Genomic DNA, 15,599 nt, shown 5'->3' with positions numbered 1-15,599 from the left:
TTGGCCGGGGGAAATTGAATGCGCTGCCCGTTTTGTGGAAACGAAGATACCCAGGTCAAGGATTCGCGACCTGCAGAGGACAACTCTGCGATCCGTCGACGCCGGTTTTGCCCGGAGTGCGGTTCGCGCTTCACCACCTTCGAACGCGTCCAGTTACGTGAACTCACGGTGATCAAGAAGAACGACCAGCGCGTTCCGTTCGACCGTGACAAGTTGGCGCGCTCGATCATCACCGCGACCCGTAAACGCCCGGTCGAACCCGAACGAGTCGACCGTATGATCAACGGCATCGTCCGGCGGTTGGAAAGCCTTGGAGAATCCGAAATCTCGAGCACTACCATCGGTGAACTCGTGATGGAGGCGCTCGCCAACCTCGACCAAGTGGCCTACGTGCGGTTCGCGTCGGTCTACAAGAACTTCCGCGAAGCGCGCGATTTCGAGGCCTTCATCGGCGAGATGGGCGGAGGAAGCGACAACGACTACTGAACAAGACCGCGCCTATATGCGCGCGGCGTTGGCCCTCGCCGAACGCGGTCTCGGGCAAGTCTGGCCGAACCCGGCTGTAGGGTGCGTTCTGGTCAACCAAGGGCGTGTCGTCGGGCGCGGCTGGACCCAGCCCGGCGGGCGGCCCCACGCAGAAACCGAGGCGATCGGGCGCGCCGGCGCCCTGGCGCGCGGCGCGAGCGCCTATGTCACCCTCGAACCCTGTAGTCACGTTGGGCAAACGCCGCCTTGCGCGGAGGCTCTGATCGCGGCGGGCGTCAACCGGGTCGTCGTCGCGATGGAAGATCCCGACCCGCGGGTGAGCGGGCAGGGCATCGCTGCATTGCGGGCGGCGGGGATCGATGTCGAGATCGGGCCCTGCGGCGCCGAAGCTCGCGACCTCAACCGCGGTTTCCTGAAACGGATCGACCAGAACCTGCCGATGGTCACCCTGAAGAGCGCCGTTTCGGCCGATGGCCGAATCGCGACCGCCGACGGCGAGAGCCAATGGATCACCGGCCCGGCTGCGCGGGCGAACGGGCACCGGTTACGGGCCGACCACGACGCCATTGTCGTCGCCTCGGCGACGGCGATCGCCGACGACCCGACCTTGACGTGCCGATTGCCCGGCATGGCTGAACGCTCGCCGGTCCGAGTCTTGCTCGACGCGCACCTCCGCGTCGAGCCGACGGCGAAACTCTATGCCACCGCGCGGGGACGTCCATTGTGGGTATTCTGTGCGGTTGCGGCCGACGATGCGCGCTTCAAGGAACGGCAGGACACCGGCGCGGATCTGATCACGGTAGCCACCGACGGTTCGGGACACGGGGTCAATCTCCGTCAATCCTTTAACCATCTCGCCGAACGCGGGATTACGCGACTCCTGGCGGAGGCCGGCGGGGCGTTGGCCAGCGCGTTGCTGCGCGACGGCTTGGTCGATGCGTTGGCGATATTCCGCGCGCCGCTCTTGATCGGTGGCGACGGCATCCCGATGACGGGCCCGCTCGGCGTCGCGGCGCTGGATCAGCATATTGGCCTGAAACGGACCGCCCTCCGGGCGGTGGGCGACGATGTAGTGGAAACTTTCCTTCTGTCCGACTAAGTATCCCCCATGTTTACAGGCATCGTTACCGACGTCGGTCGGGTCAAGCGGATCGAAAAGGCGGGCGACACCCGCTTTACGATCGAAACGCAATACGACACGGGTGACATCCTGATCGGCGCGTCGATCGCCTGCGCGGGACCCTGCCTGACCGTTGTCGATAAGGACAAAGGTTGGTTTGCGGTCGATGCCTCTGCCGAAACGCTTTCCAAAACGACGCTGGGCATTTGGAAAGAGGGAACGACCGTCAATCTCGAGCGCGCGCTGCGTGTCGGAGACGAAATGGGCGGGCACATCGTGACCGGGCATGTCGATGGGGTCGCCGAGGTTATCAGCATCGCGCCCGAAGGCGACTCACGGCGTTTCGTGCTAGAAGTGCCCAAATCGTTCGCGAAATACGTTGCGCCCAAGGGATCGCTGACCCTTGACGGGGTGTCGTTGACGGTCAACGAGGTAGACGGCAATCGATTCGGGGTGAATATCATTCCTCACACGCAAACGGCGACGACACTTGGCGCCCTCAAGCCGGGTGATCGCGTCAATTTCGAGATTGATGTGCTCGCGCGGTATGTCGACCGGTTGCGGGAGACCCTATGACACTGGATTCTCTGACGACTGCGTCGCTCAACGACTATTTGTCGTCGATCGACGACATTCTTGAGGACGTCAAGAAGGGCAAGATGATCATTCTCGTCGACGACGAGGATCGCGAAAACGAGGGCGACCTGATCATCCCGGCCGAGATGGCAAACGCGTCGGCGGTCAACTTCATGGCCAAGCATGCGCGCGGGCTGATTTGCCTTGCCTTGACCGAGGCGCGATGCGCCGAACTCGGGCTCGAATTGATGACCCGCAAGAACCAGTCCCGCCACGAGACGGCGTTCACCGTTTCGATCGAAGCGCGGGAAGGGGTTACCACCGGCATATCGGCGGCCGACCGGGCGCAAACCGTCAAGGTCGCGATCGACCCGTCCAAAGGCCGCCAGGACATCGGTTCGCCGGGCCACGTATTCCCGTTAATGGCCCGCCAGGGCGGTGTCTTGGTGCGCACCGGTCACACCGAGGCCGCGGTCGATATCGCCCGGCTCGCGGGGATGAACCCCTCGGCGGTCATTTGCGAGATCATGAACGACGATGGGACCATGGCGCGCCTGCCTGACCTCGTTCAGTTCGCCCAACTGCACGGGCTCAAGGTCGCGCGCATCGCCGATTTAATCGCCTATCGGCGCCGAACCGAACAGATCGTAAAATGCGCGGTCAGCCGGCCGCTGAAGTCGATCCACGGCGGCGATTGGACGGTGTCGGTTTACACCAGCAGTGTCGACGGCGCCGAACACATTGCCCTAGTCAAGGGTGACGTCGCCGGACCCGATCCGGTGATGGTACGTGTCCACCCCCTCAATGTGGTTAACGATATCCTGGGCGAAGTCAGCGCCCGCGGCGGCGTACTTTATGCGGCGATGCGTCACATCGGCGAAGAGGGTCGGGGCGTGGTCGTCATCATTCGCGAAGCCCGCCCCACCAGCTTAGTAGACCGGATTCGCTTCGAACTTGGCGAAGATGCCCCGGGGCCGCTGCGGGACTATGGGGTTGGGGCGCAAATCCTGCGCGACATCGGCGTGCGGAACATGATCCTGCTTACCAACAAACCGCGGCCTGTCGTCGGCCTCGAAGGCTACGGATTGTCGATCGTGGAACGTCGAGCGATTACCGGCGTTCGGTCAGCATCGTGACCGACGCTCCCGCGATTCTCATCATCGAAGCGCGATTCTACGAGGATATCGCCGATCAGCTCATGGCAGGCGCCATCGCCGCTGTAGAAGAAAGGGGCGGGACCTACCGTCGAATCGCAGTTCCGGGCGCGATGGAAATTCCCCAGGTCGTTCGCTACGCCGTTGCCGCATCCGAAACCGGGGCGGGCCCAACCTTCGCCGGTTACGTGGCGCTCGGCTGTGTAATTCGCGGTGAAACCACCCATTACGAACATGTGTGCCAGGAAAGTATTGGCGGATTGCATGTCTTGGCTTTGCGCCATGTTCTGGCCGTCGGGACGGGTATTTTGACTTGCGAGAATCGCGATCAAGCGTGGGCGCGGGCGGCGGTCGATCAGGGCAACAAGGGAGCTGCGGCAGCCAACGCCGCGCTCGACTTGATCGCCGCGAGGCATGCACTCCTCGACGGTCGCTGAAGTAGGTTTGACGATGGGCCCATCCAAACCTGCCTCCGGTGCCCGCACCGCGGCCCGGCTCGCCGCGGTTCAGGCGTTGTACCAAATATCGGTCACCGATGTGTCGCCCGACGGAGTAATCGGCGAGTTCGTCGAACATCGATTCGGGCGTGAGATCGACGGGCTGAAGTACGATGGGGCCGACCGAGCCTTTTTCGAGGACATCGTCCGCGGTGTAAGTGTTCGCGAAGCCGAAATCTCCATACTCATTGGAAATGCTCTGTCGAAGGACCGAGAATTGGCGCGGCTGGAGAAGATTCTCGGTGTCGTGCTGAGAGCCGGGGCCTATGAACTTCTCGCGCGGGTCGACGTCCCTGGCCGCGTTATCATCAGCGAATACGTGGATGTCGCACACGCCTTTTTCGATGGCCCTCAGCCAGGGTTTGTAAACGGCGTGCTCGATCGTCTTGCGAAGCAAATTCGCCCCGACGAAATGGCGGCAACTCGAAACCAAAAGGGTGCCGCCTAGGCGTCTTGGTCATGGGGAAGCGGGGTGAATTCGACCTGATTGCCGAGCTTTTCGCACCGCTCAGCAATTTGGATCAGGGCCTCGGGCTTACCGACGACGGGGCCCTCTTTGTTCCTCAACCCGGTCACAGTGTCGTCCTCACAACAGACACCCTTTTGGCCGGTGTGCATTATCTGGCCGACGATCCCGCTGACAGCCTTGCGCGCAAAGCGTTGCGGGTGAATCTTTCGGATCTGGCGGCCATGGGCGCATTGGCCCGGGGCTACCTGCTCAATCTCGCGATCCCCAGCGCGCTTGGCGACGACTGGCTGGAGGGGTTTGCGGCGGGACTGGCCATCGACCAACGAGCATTTGGAGTCACGTTGCTCGGCGGTGATACCGTGGGGACGGTCGGCCCGGGAATGATTTCGATTACGGCCCTTGGCGAAGTGCGGATTGGGCGCGCGCTACGCCGTTCAACCGCACGGCCCGGCGACGATATTTACGTTACAGGGACGATCGGGGACGCTCTGGCGGGGCTTCGCGTATTGCAGGGGGGGGCTGCGCTTACCTCCGCCCATGCTGAGGCCTTGATCGATCGCTACCGGTTACCCCGCCCGCGCACAACGGTGGGCCCACGATTGGTTGGGCTTGCGACTGCTGCCATCGACGTATCGGACGGATTGGTCGCGGATCTTGGACACATTTGCACCACGTCAAAGGTTGCTGCGGTCGTCGAGGCCGACGCGGTCCCGCGATCGGAGGCGCTAGGTGCCGCGATCTCAAGCGGGCTCCTGACCGCAGTCGACGCGTTGGGCGGCGGCGATGACTATGAACTCCTGTTTTGCGCGCCGCCGGAAGTGCGTGAGGCCGTGCGTCGAGTGTCCGAAACAACCAAAACGCCGATTGCGACAATCGGTCGCGTTGTTGCCGGTTCGGGGGTGCGGGTTGTCGGGGCGGACGGCGCAGATATTGAGATTGGGCATCCCGGCCATGTGCATTTTTGAGCGCGTTCCGCCGGGGGACCGCCTTGTAGGCCTGGTGCCGACGGCGTAGCGTTGCCGCATGACTCGGCGAGAGAGACAATGAAAAAGTTACTTTTCCTAGTCGTAGGCATCATCCTCCTGGTCGTTCTGGCAGCGGCTGGCATGTCGTTTATCGGTGGCGGTGGCGGCGAAGAAAAAGAGGTCGCCGAGGTCAAGCCGGAGGTTCCCCTGGACCCCGCAGCGCCGGTAACCTTCGAACTGCGCCCGATCAGCATACCGTTGGTGCGCGACAACAAGGTACGGCAATACATCATCATGGTTGGGCGTTACGAACTGCTGGCGCGGCCCGATCAGGCGAGTTTGGCCGAAGAGAACAGGCCCATACTGCGCGATGCGATCGTGCGTGACATTCACGCGACTCCCATCAAGCTTAACGAAGATGGCTCTTTCAGTCAGCGGGATCTCGATGCGCGTTTCCGCGCATCGGCCGAAAAAGTATTCGACAAAGGAATGATTCAAAGCGTCGAAATCGGCGTCGCCCAGGCCAGCCGGCCCGCGCCGCCCGCCGCTGCCGCACCGCCGCCGCCGAAAAAATCCAGCGGCGGCCACTAGGGGGATTACGTTCTTGGCCAATCCAAAAGCGACTGTCGGCCTTCTGGCCGTCTGTCAGGCATTCTTTACGTCTTCGAGTTCGATCATGGCGCTGACGACCGGCTTGGTCGGCTTCCAGTTCCTTGGCGAGGACACCACGCTCGCCACGGTTCCGGTGTCGGCGATGGTGGTAGGCACAGCGCTTGCGACGGCCCCAGCCTCGATGATCATGAAGCGCGTCGGTCGGCGCGCCGGCTTTACCATTGGTGCGGCGATCGGCGTCCTTGGCGCGGCGGTCGCCGCTCTGTCGGTTTGGCAGTTCAGCTTCTGGGGCTTCTCCTTCGGCATCCTGCTGATGGGCATGTACAACGGTTTTGCTCACTACTACCGCTTTGCTGCCGCGGACGTGTCGTCTGAGGCGTTTCGCGGTCGGGCAATTTCTTTGGTGCTGTTTGGCGGAGTTGTGGCCGCGTTCGTCGGGCCCGAAATTGCCCTGCGCACCGCAAATCTTGTCCCCGGGGCTCAGTTCCTCGGGACGTACCTTGCCGTCATTGTCCTAGTTACCGTCTCGATTGCCTTGATTCAATTCATCCGAATTCCCGCACCTACCGCGCAGGAACAACTGGAGACCGGGCGACCGCTGTCGGAGATTGCGCGGCAACCGAAATTCATTGTCGCGGTGTTGTCCAGCATGATCGGCTTCGCGGTGATGGTCCTGTTGATGACCGCGACCCCAATCGCGATGGTGGAGCAATTCCACCACGCGCTCAGCGACGCCAAGACGGTAATCCAATGGCACGCGTTGGCGATGTTTGCTCCGTCTTTCATCACCGGCGCGCTGATCACGCGCTTCGGTGTGCTGAACATCATCGGCGCAGGCGTCGTCTTCATGGTGGGGGCGATCGTTTTTGCGGTTACCGGCGTCGCCTTCCTGAATTTCTGGGCCGCGCTTTTCCTGCTCGGTCTCGGCTGGAACTTCATGTTCGTCGGCGGGTCGACCCTGTTGACCCAGACCTACACCCCCGCCGAACGTGCCAAGGCGCAAGGGTTTCACGATTTCATGGTGTTCGGCCTCGTCGCCCTAGCGTCGCTATCCTCCGGTGCACTCCTCCAACTCCTGAGTTGGCGGGCGGTTAGCTTCGGCGCAGTGCCGTTCCTGATCGTGGTGACTCTCGCGTTGGTCTGGCTCCTCCTGCGGCGACCCGAGCCCGCCAAAGCCTAAAGGCGCCGCACGGGTCCGAATCGCTCCCCATTTGTTGCGTTGCCAGGGTAGTTCTGGCATGTTCCGCGCGATTTTCGGCGGGGTCGTGCCAAAGTGCGGTCCGCGAGAGGTTTTTCTGTCAGCAGGATTAAGAGGGCCCATCCCATGTCAAACTGGTTATGGTTTGCGATCATTTCGAGCGGCTTCGCCATTCTTTACGGCATTTACGCGAGCCGGTGGGTCCTTGCCCAGAGCGCGGGCAACGACCGCATGCAAGAGATCGCGCGGGCGATCCAAGAAGGCGCCAGCGCCTATTTGAACCGCCAGTACCGCACCATTGCGATCGTGGGCGTGGTTATTGCCGTTGTGCTCCTCTTCCTGCTCGGCTGGAAAGAAGCCGTTGGCTTCCTGATCGGCGCCATCCTTTCCGGCGCAACCGGCTACATCGGCATGAACATCTCGGTTCGGGCCAACGTACGTACCACCGAAGCGGCGCGTAAGGGGCTGGCTGAAGGGCTCGCGGTATCGTTCCGCGCGGGCGCCGTCACCGGCATGTTGGTTGCTGGCCTCGCTTTGATCTCGGTCGCCGGCTACTACGCTATCCTGCTCGCGATGGGCGCCGAAGGGCGGGAGATTATTGACCCGTTGGTGGCGCTTGGCTTTGGCGGCTCCTTGATCTCGATTTTTGCCCGGCTCGGCGGCGGCATCTTCACCAAAGGCGCCGATGTCGGTGCCGACCTCGTTGGTAAGGTCGAAGCAGGTATCCCCGAAGACGATCCCCGCAACCCAGCGGTGATTGCCGATAACGTCGGCGACAATGTGGGCGATTGCGCTGGCATGGCCGCCGACCTTTTCGAAACCTATGCCGTGACCATGGTCGCGACGATGGTCCTGGGCGCCATCCTATTCTCGGGCAGCGCCGACTTCCTCGTCTACCCCTTGGCGATCGGTGGCGTGTGCATCTTTGCGTCGATCATCGGTACGTTCTTCGTCCGCCTTGGCAAGAACCAGAACATCATGAGCGCGCTCTACCGCGGGTTCGTCGTTTCGGCGATCCTCTCGGCTATTGGCTTGTGGATTGTGACCGATCTCATTCTCGGCGCTTCCACCCAGTACACGACGTCGGGTGGCGTAACGTTCGACGGTCGACTCCTCTTCTATTGTGGCTTGATCGGTCTATTCGTGACCGGTGCTTTGATCTGGATTACCGAGTACTACACCGGCACTAATTACCGTCCGGTGCGTAGTGTGGCGCAGTCTTCGACGACTGGTCACGGTACGAACGTAATCCAAGGTTTGGCCATTTCGATGGAAGCGACGGCAGTGCCGGCGTTGATCATCGTGGCCGGTATCATCTCGACCTATATGCTTGCCGGCATTTTCGGGATCGCTATTGCGGTGACCACGATGCTTGCCTTGGCAGGTGTGGTTGTCGCCCTCGATGCTTACGGCCCAGTTACCGACAATGCCGGCGGCATTGCCGAGATGGCTGACTTGGACGCCGATGTCCGTAAGACGACCGATGCCCTCGACGCGGTCGGCAACACGACCAAGGCTGTCACCAAAGGGTACGCGATCGGTTCCGCCGGATTGGCGGCGTTGGTCTTGTTCGGTGCCTACACCGAGGATCTACATCAGTTCTTCCCGAACGTCGCAGTGGATTTCTCGTTGAGCAATCCGTATGTCGTCATCGGCCTGTTCATGGGTGGCTTACTGCCCTACCTGTTCGGCGCGATGAGCATGACCGCTGTTGGCCGTGCGGCCGGCGCCGTGGTCACCGAGGTCCGACGCCAGTTCAAGGAGATCCCCGGGATCATGGAGGGGACGGGTAAACCCGACTACGGGCGCGCCGTCGACATCCTGACTAAGGCGGCGATCCGGGAAATGATCATCCCTTCGCTGTTGCCTGTTTTGGCGCCGATTGCCCTCTACCTCGTGATTTGGGCCATTGCCGGTCAAGGGGCTGCGTTTGCGGCGCTTGGCGCGATGCTTCTTGGCGTCATCGTCACCGGGATTTTCGTGGCAATTTCCATGACCGCCGGTGGCGGTGCTTGGGATAACGCCAAGAAGTACATCGAAGACGGCAATCACGGCGGCAAGGGTTCGGATGCGCACAAGGCCGCCGTTACCGGCGACACCGTTGGCGATCCCTACAAGGACACCGCCGGTCCGGCGGTCAACCCGATGATCAAGATCACCAATATCGTCGCGTTGTTGCTGCTAGCGGTTCTCGCTTAACGCTAGTTGCCCGTGTTGAAGCGGCCCACATTGCCGAAGAGCTGTTCGAGAAAACGCAGCTCTCGGCCCTGGGTCGGCGTCTTGCGCGTCACGGGGTCGATAATCCGACCATCTTCGAGCGTGAAGCGCCGCAGTTCTTCGACTCGACCTGCGTCGTCGAAGTTGATGGCGACGACGTTTTGCCCGATTACTTTGGGCTCGAAGAAGGCAAAGACTTCGGTCCGCTTGTTGGCGTAGATCCAGGTATTGTCGTCGAAGGTCGCGATAGTCGACGGCGATCCGAGTTTTCTGGTCACGGTATCTTTGGTATCGACGCCTGATTGAATGGTCGCCAGCGTCTCATCGTCCGGGACGTAACCGTTGATCACCAAGGTTGGTGTACAGGCCGCAAGGGCGACGCACAGGAGCAGAGCGCGGCATGTTGGGGCGAATCGCTGCATTGGAAACCGATACCGTGGCTATTCTATCGATGACGGGTGTCGAAGGGACTGCGCGGACCATGCTATTGCGGTCTAACGCTGTCAACTTCGCGCGCGAGGGAGGCTGTAGATGAGCGTTCTCACGGCCCTGTGGCGGTCGATCTTCGCAGAATCACCGTTCGCTGCGCCTGCCCGCGAAGCCTATTTGAGGGTTGTCGCCCAGGCACGGGAGGCCTCGTTTTACCGGTCGTTTGGCGTACCTGACACAGTCGACGGTCGCTTCGATATGATCACCCTGCACGCGGTTCTTCTCATTCGCCGCATTAAGGGGCAGGGGCCGGACAGCGACCGATTCGGCCGGGAGTTCATGTCCTACCTTTTCGCCGATATGGATCGGAATTTGCGCGAAATGGGAACCGGCGACATGGGGGTGGGCAGAAAAATCAAGGCGATGGCGGATGCCTTCTACGGGCGTGCAAAGGTCTATCAGGCCGCACTCGATTCGGGCGCGCCGACACTCGAAGAGGCCCTCGAACGCAACGTCTTCGCCGATGTGCCCGAGGGCGGCCCCGGGCCGGGCCTCCTTGCCGCAGACGTGCGCCATCAAGTCGCAGCGCTCGAGGCCCAGGCTTTGGCCGATATTCTCGGCGGCAACGTCCGGTTCGACCCGCCGGCGCAAACCACGGGCGCCGCAATTGACCCCTCGGGGCATAATTACTAAGTATCAGGTCATTCGGTTGTCCCGGCACCTCGGGAGTGTCTCGCCGCGAGCCGGTTTATGAACGATTTCTCCTACATTCTTGATGTGAATGACGTGGCCGACGGTGGCCGAGACTTCGCCTTTGCTGCAAGTCCCGAGGAATGCGCGGCCCTAGGACAGCGCCTGGGCCTGCGAAAGCTGGTTAGTTTTGAGGTTTCCGGCCAAATTCAGCCGCTCTCGGATGGCCGGACGATTCTCGTCCAGGGCGGGTTCGTAGCGGAAGTCGTGCAAAACTGCGTGGTGACCCTCGACCCGGTGGAAAGCCGTCTCGAAGACACCTTTGAGATACGCTACGTTCCTGGCGGCGATGGGGCAGTTGCAACCGAGAGTGATGTTGAGGTATCCCCGGACGATGGCGACGTAGAGCCGTTTGACGGGCAGTCGATCGATCTTGGTGCCGTCGCGGCGGAGTTCTTGTCCCTGGCTTTGGACCCCTATCCCCGTAAGTCCGGCGTCGAATTCACCTTCGATACCGCTCCGGAGCGGGACCTGGGCCCCTTCGCGGGTCTGGCAAAGTTGAGAAACAAGGTTTAAGTACTTGGCAAAGCGCAAGTTAGTGAACCGGTAGGATTGTTATGGCTGTTCCAAAGAAGAAGACATCAAGCTCCAAACGCGACATGCGGCGCGCCCATGACGCCTTGGCGCCGCAAAATTCGGCCGAATGCCCCAATTGTGGCGAACTCAAAAGACCCCATCATGTGTGTGGGTCTTGCGGGTACTACAATGGTAAGGAAGTTACCGAAGGTAGTGACGCGGCCTAGACCGCGCAGGGGTCCGTTTTGACGCAGCCGATCACGATCGCGCTCGATGCCATGGGTGGAGACAAGGCCCCGGGCATTGTTCTCAAGGGTGCCGATATCGCGCGGAAACGTCATCCGGACGCCAACTTCCTGCTTTTCGGCGACGAGCGCCGTCTCGGACCGATTCTCAAGCGTTTTCCTAAGCTGACGGGGCGCTGCGAAATTCGTCACGCGCCACAGGTGATTGCCGCCGAGGACAAGCCGTCCCAGGCGTTACGTCGCGGCAAGGAAAGCAGCATGCGCTTGGCGATCAATGCCGTGCGCGACGGGACAGCTGGGGGCGTCGTTTCGGCGGGGAACACCGGCGCCTTGCTGGCGATGTCTAAGTTCGTACTCAAAACGGTCGAGGGCATCGATCGTCCGGCGATGGCCGGGGTCGTCCCGACCATGCGCGGCGAGAGCGTCATTCTCGATCTCGGCGCCAACATCGAATGCAACGCCGACAACCTCGTGCAGTTCGCTATCATGGGCGCCGAATTCGCGCGGTCCGTTCTTGGCGTGACCCGGCCGATGGTTGGCCTCATGAACGTCGGTACCGAAGAACTCAAAGGTCACGAAGACGTTAAACTCGCGGCACAGATTCTCCGCGACTCGGTCGACCTGCCGCTGGCGTTCGAAGGATTTGTCGAAGGCGACGACGTCGGGCTGGGTACGGTCGATGTGTTTGTCACCGACGGGTTCACCGGAAACATCGCCCTGAAGACTGCCGAGGGGACCGCAAAATTCTACAGCGAGATGCTGCGCACGGCCTTTCGCCGGTCGGTTCTATCGCGGGTCGGCTATTTGATGGCGCGTCCCGCGTTACGGGCGATCCGTAAGAAAGTCGATCCTCGGACCTACAACGGCGCCCTTTTCGTCGGTTTGAACGGCGTTGTTGTGAAGAGCCACGGCGGGACCGACGCGATCGGTTTTGCCAACGCGATCGGTGTCGCGGCCGATCTCATTCGCGGTCATTTCAACGAGCAAATCGTCCGCGATCTGCAAGCCATTTCGAGCCAGGGCGCACCTGGCACCGAGGCTGCCGTCTCGTGACCATCGTCCGGTCGGTCATTCACGGGTGCGGCGCGTACCTGCCGCCCCGTCTGGTCACCAATGACGACCTGTCAAAAACGGTCGATACCACCGACGAATGGATTCAAGCACGTACCGGTATCCGGGAACGGCACGTCGCGGCCAAGGATGAATTCGCGTCTACGTTGGCCTTGGAAGCATCGAAAATTGCGTTGGCCCAAGCCGGTATCGATCCTACAACGGACCTCGATCTTATCGTCTTGGCGACAACGACCCCCGACGAGACGTTTCCCGCCACCGCAACCACGGTGCAGTCGGCGCTCGGCATGACCCGAGGTGCGGCGTTCGATGTGCAGGCAGTGTGCTCGGGCTTCGTATATGCGCTGACCGTGGCCGATAGCCTTTTGCGCACCGGACAGGCCCGTACCGCGCTGGTTATCGGGAGCGAGGTCTTTTCTCGCATCCTGGATTGGGACGACCGTGGCACATGCGTCCTGTTTGGCGACGGTGCCGGTGCCGTGGTCCTGCGCGCCGAAACGGGTACAGGCGCCGTGTCCGACCGTGGGGTTTTGGCGACCAAATTGCATTCGGACGGTCGGATGCACGATGCTCTCTACGTCGATGGCGGGCCTGGGCGAACCGGGACCGTCGGACATGTCCGGATGCAGGGCAAAGAGGTTTTTCGCCACGCCGTCGTCAACATGGCCAAAGTTGTCGAGGAAGTAGTTGATGCAGCCGGTGTGTCACTCGCCGATATCGATTGGCTGGTGCCGCACCAGGCCAACAAGAGAATTCTCGATTCGACGGCAAAAAAGCTCGGGATCGACCCCGAAAAGGTCGTTGTCACCGTCGACCGGCACGCCAATACCTCGGCGGCCTCGGTCCCGCTGGCGCTCGACGTGGCAGTCCGGGACGGGCGGATCAAGCGGGGCGATCTCGTCCTGATGGAGGCCATGGGCGGTGGATTCACCTGGGGTGCCTGCCTCGTTAGATGGTGATTCCGCCATTTACTGCGGATTCCATGCAACATCAGCGTCGCGTCTTATCTTATTGATATCCCTTTGTTATTGACGGGCTTTTCGCTCGCGAGTACCGTTTGCGCGGCAGTGAGGGAGGGGTTCCGCAATGGCAGGGAATACGGTGACCCGTGCGCAGCTTAGCGAAGCTGTGTACCAAGAGGTCGGCCTGTCCAGAAACGAGTCTGCGGACCTTGTTGAGTCGGTTCTGCGGGAAATCGGTGAGAGTCTGGTCAAGGGCGAGACCGTCAAGATCTCCTCGTTTGGGAGTTTCTATGTACGGGAAAAGGGCCGGCGGATCGGAAGAAACCCGAAGACGGGCGAAGAAGTCCCGATTTTACCGCGGCGTGTTCTGGTATTTCGCCCCTCGCATGTCTTGAAGGACCGCATCAACGCGGAAACCGGAAAAGAACGGGAGTAGGGCATGGCGACGACGACGGCAGGGGGCGACACGGGGGGCTCCCGGAATCGCAAATCGCCCGACGCCTTTCGAACCATTAGCGAAGTCGCGAACGAGCTCGACGTGCCGCAACACGTGCTGCGCTTTTGGGAGAGTAAGTTCGCCCAAGTCCGACCTCTCAAGCGGGGCGGCGGGCGGCGCTATTACCGGCCCGAAGATGTAGAATTGCTGCGGCGGATTCGCTCGCTCCTCTATGAAGAGGGCTACACCATCAAAGGGGTGCAAAAGCTCCTGAAAGAGAACGGCAAGCGGGTTGAAATCGTCCGCCCGTCCAAGACCGCGGCGCGGTTAAGCGATAGGCCCAGTGCGGCCAAAAACAAGACCGCCGCGATCGAAGGGGCGATCGAGGAGCTGGACGGCCTGCGCAAGCTGTTGCGAAGCGCCCGGCGCCGATAACGTCGCGCCGCGCGTGGACGGCACACCGATCAGCCGCTATATAACGCGGTACGGTCGGAGCGTAGCGCAGTCTGGTTAGCGCACCACGCTGGGGGTGTGGGGGTCGGTGGTTCGAATCCACTCGCTCCGACCAATTAATCCAAACAAGGACGCCGGCCATGCGCGGTTGGATGATAGTGCTGGGCGTCGTGGCGATCCTCGCGGCCTGTTCGGAGGAGTACGAATTGGCCTGCCAACAGGCGGTCGTCGATAATCGTCCGGACTATGCGGCCGCATCCCCCGAATTCGACTACGAACTCAGCCGAACTCACTATTTTTCCGATCAGACTGCCCAATCGGTCACGGTCTTCTATTTGGATCTTGGGGACCGGTCGGCGGAGGATCGCGTGCGGGTTACCTGCTACGCGAACACCGAGGAGGCGTTCGTTTACGCGGTCGTCAAGGACAGTATCCTTGGCGATCGGATTGTCGGCGCCGCCGCGGAAACGCTGCCGCGCCGGCCTCGGGTGAACTAGCTCTCGGCTTACGGGGTCCGCATACTTTCCCGGGCAATGCCGTCGAGAATTTGACGGCGGATCATGCCGCTGATGGGGCGGATCACCAGCCAGTAGGGCCAAAACCGGCGCTCGCTCGCGGGGCTCAACCCCTGCACGCGGGTCTCAGTCTTGAGCAGGGTGCCGCCGCTTTGGGGGACGAGCAGAAAGCCAAACGCCAGTTTGGCGTAGGCCGGATCGTCGAAGGCGGCGAACGCTCCAGCGTCGATCGGCAGAAGCCCACCCTGTGCACGCCAGAATTGACCGACCATACCAAGCACGAATTCGCGTTCGGGGACTGCGCCGAGGCGGAGGAAATTCGCCATCCCGCTGAGATCGAACAGGGTAGGCGCCGGGGTTGCCAGCCGCCCCGCCAAACGAGCCGGCAACATGCGTAACGCAATCGCCGTCTTGGTGATCCCGGATCCTTCGACATGCACGGTATGCAGCGCTCGCCAAACGCGCCCGGGTGGCGCGTGCACGAAACGTTGGTGGCGCTCCACAAACCGGTACTGCGGCAGATTGCGCTCTAGGATATCCCAGGCCATAAGTGTCTTCCCTTCGGGTCCTAGGAGGTTGCGACGAGCGGCCTGCCGCCCGCCACGGAGGTCGAAACGGGAGGTTCCATGCCAGCATACGTGATTTCACTTTCAAGCCAGCATAGCGACGATCCAAGCTGGCGCGACCAGTACTACGAATTGGTTATGCCGTTGCTTAAGAAACACGGCGCGAAGATTCTCGCGGCCGGATCGCCCGCGGCGCTCGAGCGTGCGAAACCTTGGCAACGGGGCGCCATTATCGAGTTCCCGGACGAGGCTTCGGCCCGCGCCTTCTACGACGATCCCGACTATCACCACGCCAAGGGGCTGAGGATATTTCACACCGACGGCGAAATTCATTTGCTGACGACGGCGGATTGAGGGTCTCG

The 15,599-nt window shown here is 61.5% G+C and carries 21 protein-coding genes and 1 tRNA gene; 20 read left to right on the top strand and 2 right to left on the bottom strand.

The window, feature by feature from the left end:
* Positions 1–18: 18 nt before the first annotated feature.
* The 10 genes from nrdR to RID42_16205 all read left to right on the top strand — a co-directional run bounded on the left by nrdR (position 19) and on the right by RID42_16205 (position 9,276).
* Positions 19–486, top strand: coding sequence for a transcriptional regulator NrdR (gene nrdR / locus RID42_16250; protein ID MEQ8249232.1), 468 nt, complete (start codon positions 19–21; stop codon positions 484–486).
* Positions 434–1,585 carry a bifunctional diaminohydroxyphosphoribosylaminopyrimidine deaminase/5-amino-6-(5-phosphoribosylamino)uracil reductase RibD gene (gene ribD / locus RID42_16245; GenBank protein MEQ8249231.1) on the top strand — a complete coding sequence of 384 codons (1,152 nt, stop codon included), beginning with the start codon at positions 434–436 and terminating at the stop codon, positions 1,583–1,585. Before nrdR ends, ribD begins: the two co-directional genes overlap by 53 nt.
* Positions 1,586–1,594: 9 nt before the next feature.
* Entirely contained in the window at positions 1,595–2,182 is a 588-nt protein-coding gene (locus RID42_16240; GenBank protein ID MEQ8249230.1) for a riboflavin synthase, read from the top strand.
* Positions 2,179–3,318, top strand: a complete 1,140-nt coding sequence (gene ribB / locus RID42_16235) for a 3,4-dihydroxy-2-butanone-4-phosphate synthase (GenBank protein ID MEQ8249229.1) — start codon at positions 2,179–2,181, stop codon at positions 3,316–3,318. Before RID42_16240 ends, ribB begins: the two co-directional genes overlap by 4 nt.
* The gene (ribH, locus tag RID42_16230) at positions 3,315–3,773 is read left to right on the top strand and encodes a 6,7-dimethyl-8-ribityllumazine synthase (protein MEQ8249228.1); all 459 of its coding nucleotides are present in this window, start codon (positions 3,315–3,317) and stop codon (positions 3,771–3,773) included. Before ribB ends, ribH begins: the two co-directional genes overlap by 4 nt.
* 13 nt (positions 3,774–3,786) lie before the next feature.
* On the top strand, positions 3,787–4,281 hold the full coding sequence (nusB, locus tag RID42_16225) for a transcription antitermination factor NusB (GenBank protein ID MEQ8249227.1): 495 nt from the start codon (positions 3,787–3,789) through the stop codon (positions 4,279–4,281).
* 11 nt (positions 4,282–4,292) lie between these two features.
* The gene (gene thiL, locus RID42_16220; protein ID MEQ8249226.1) at positions 4,293–5,267 is read left to right on the top strand and encodes a thiamine-phosphate kinase; all 975 of its coding nucleotides are present in this window, start codon (positions 4,293–4,295) and stop codon (positions 5,265–5,267) included.
* Between the two features lie 78 nt (positions 5,268–5,345).
* Positions 5,346–5,858: a hypothetical protein gene (locus tag RID42_16215; protein MEQ8249225.1), complete on the top strand. Its 513-nt coding sequence runs from the start codon at positions 5,346–5,348 to the stop codon at positions 5,856–5,858.
* A 13-nt stretch (positions 5,859–5,871) separates the two neighbouring features.
* Positions 5,872–7,059, top strand: a complete 1,188-nt coding sequence (locus tag RID42_16210) for an MFS transporter (protein MEQ8249224.1) — start codon at positions 5,872–5,874, stop codon at positions 7,057–7,059.
* A gap of 144 nt (positions 7,060–7,203) precedes the next feature.
* Positions 7,204–9,276 (top strand): sodium-translocating pyrophosphatase, encoded by a 2,073-nt coding sequence (locus RID42_16205; GenBank protein MEQ8249223.1) that lies wholly within the window; start codon positions 7,204–7,206, stop codon positions 9,274–9,276.
* 2 nt (positions 9,277–9,278) lie between these two features.
* On the opposite strand, the gene bamE is transcribed toward RID42_16205, so the two are convergent.
* Positions 9,279–9,716 carry an outer membrane protein assembly factor BamE gene (gene bamE / locus RID42_16200; GenBank protein MEQ8249222.1) on the bottom strand — a complete coding sequence of 146 codons (438 nt, stop codon included), beginning with the start codon at positions 9,714–9,716 and terminating at the stop codon, positions 9,279–9,281.
* A gap of 109 nt (positions 9,717–9,825) precedes the next feature.
* Between bamE and RID42_16195 the strand changes: the two genes are divergently transcribed.
* From RID42_16195 to RID42_16155, 9 genes are all read left to right on the top strand, one after another.
* Entirely contained in the window at positions 9,826–10,416 is a 591-nt protein-coding gene (locus RID42_16195) for a ubiquinol-cytochrome C chaperone family protein (protein MEQ8249221.1), read from the top strand.
* A 57-nt stretch (positions 10,417–10,473) separates the two neighbouring features.
* Positions 10,474–10,989, top strand: a complete 516-nt coding sequence (locus tag RID42_16190; GenBank protein ID MEQ8249220.1) for a DUF177 domain-containing protein — start codon at positions 10,474–10,476, stop codon at positions 10,987–10,989.
* Between the two features lie 41 nt (positions 10,990–11,030).
* Positions 11,031–11,216 (top strand): 50S ribosomal protein L32, encoded by a 186-nt coding sequence (gene rpmF, locus RID42_16185; GenBank protein MEQ8249219.1) that lies wholly within the window; start codon positions 11,031–11,033, stop codon positions 11,214–11,216.
* Positions 11,217–11,234: 18 nt separating this feature from the next.
* Entirely contained in the window at positions 11,235–12,287 is a 1,053-nt protein-coding gene (plsX, locus tag RID42_16180; protein MEQ8249218.1) for a phosphate acyltransferase PlsX, read from the top strand.
* Positions 12,284–13,264, top strand: coding sequence for a beta-ketoacyl-ACP synthase III (locus RID42_16175; GenBank protein ID MEQ8249217.1), 981 nt, complete (start codon positions 12,284–12,286; stop codon positions 13,262–13,264). Before plsX ends, RID42_16175 begins: the two co-directional genes overlap by 4 nt.
* A 127-nt stretch (positions 13,265–13,391) precedes the next feature.
* The gene (locus RID42_16170; GenBank protein MEQ8249216.1) at positions 13,392–13,703 is read left to right on the top strand and encodes an integration host factor subunit alpha; all 312 of its coding nucleotides are present in this window, start codon (positions 13,392–13,394) and stop codon (positions 13,701–13,703) included.
* Between the two features lie 3 nt (positions 13,704–13,706).
* Complete coding sequence (locus RID42_16165; GenBank protein MEQ8249215.1) at positions 13,707–14,138, top strand: MerR family transcriptional regulator; 432 nt, start codon at positions 13,707–13,709, stop codon at positions 14,136–14,138.
* A gap of 55 nt (positions 14,139–14,193) precedes the next feature.
* Positions 14,194–14,271, top strand: a tRNA-Pro gene (locus RID42_16160).
* A 25-nt stretch (positions 14,272–14,296) separates the two neighbouring features.
* Positions 14,297–14,653, top strand: coding sequence for a hypothetical protein (locus RID42_16155; GenBank protein MEQ8249214.1), 357 nt, complete (start codon positions 14,297–14,299; stop codon positions 14,651–14,653).
* Between the two features lie 8 nt (positions 14,654–14,661).
* Here the strand turns inward: RID42_16155 and RID42_16150 are convergent, their stop codons facing one another.
* Positions 14,662–15,219, bottom strand: coding sequence for a hypothetical protein (locus RID42_16150; protein ID MEQ8249213.1), 558 nt, complete (start codon positions 15,217–15,219; stop codon positions 14,662–14,664).
* 78 nt (positions 15,220–15,297) lie between these two features.
* Here RID42_16150 and RID42_16145 point away from each other — a divergent pair, with 78 nt between their 5' ends.
* Positions 15,298–15,591, top strand: coding sequence for a DUF1330 domain-containing protein (locus tag RID42_16145; GenBank protein MEQ8249212.1), 294 nt, complete (start codon positions 15,298–15,300; stop codon positions 15,589–15,591).
* Positions 15,592–15,599 lie beyond the last annotated feature (8 nt).

The sequence above is a fragment of the Alphaproteobacteria bacterium genome, assembly GCA_040216735.1.
GTDB lineage: Bacteria > Pseudomonadota > Alphaproteobacteria > SHVP01 > SHVP01 > CALJDF01.
Note: the sequence above shows the minus strand (reverse complement) of the source record. Positions and strands in the feature narration are given on the sequence as shown.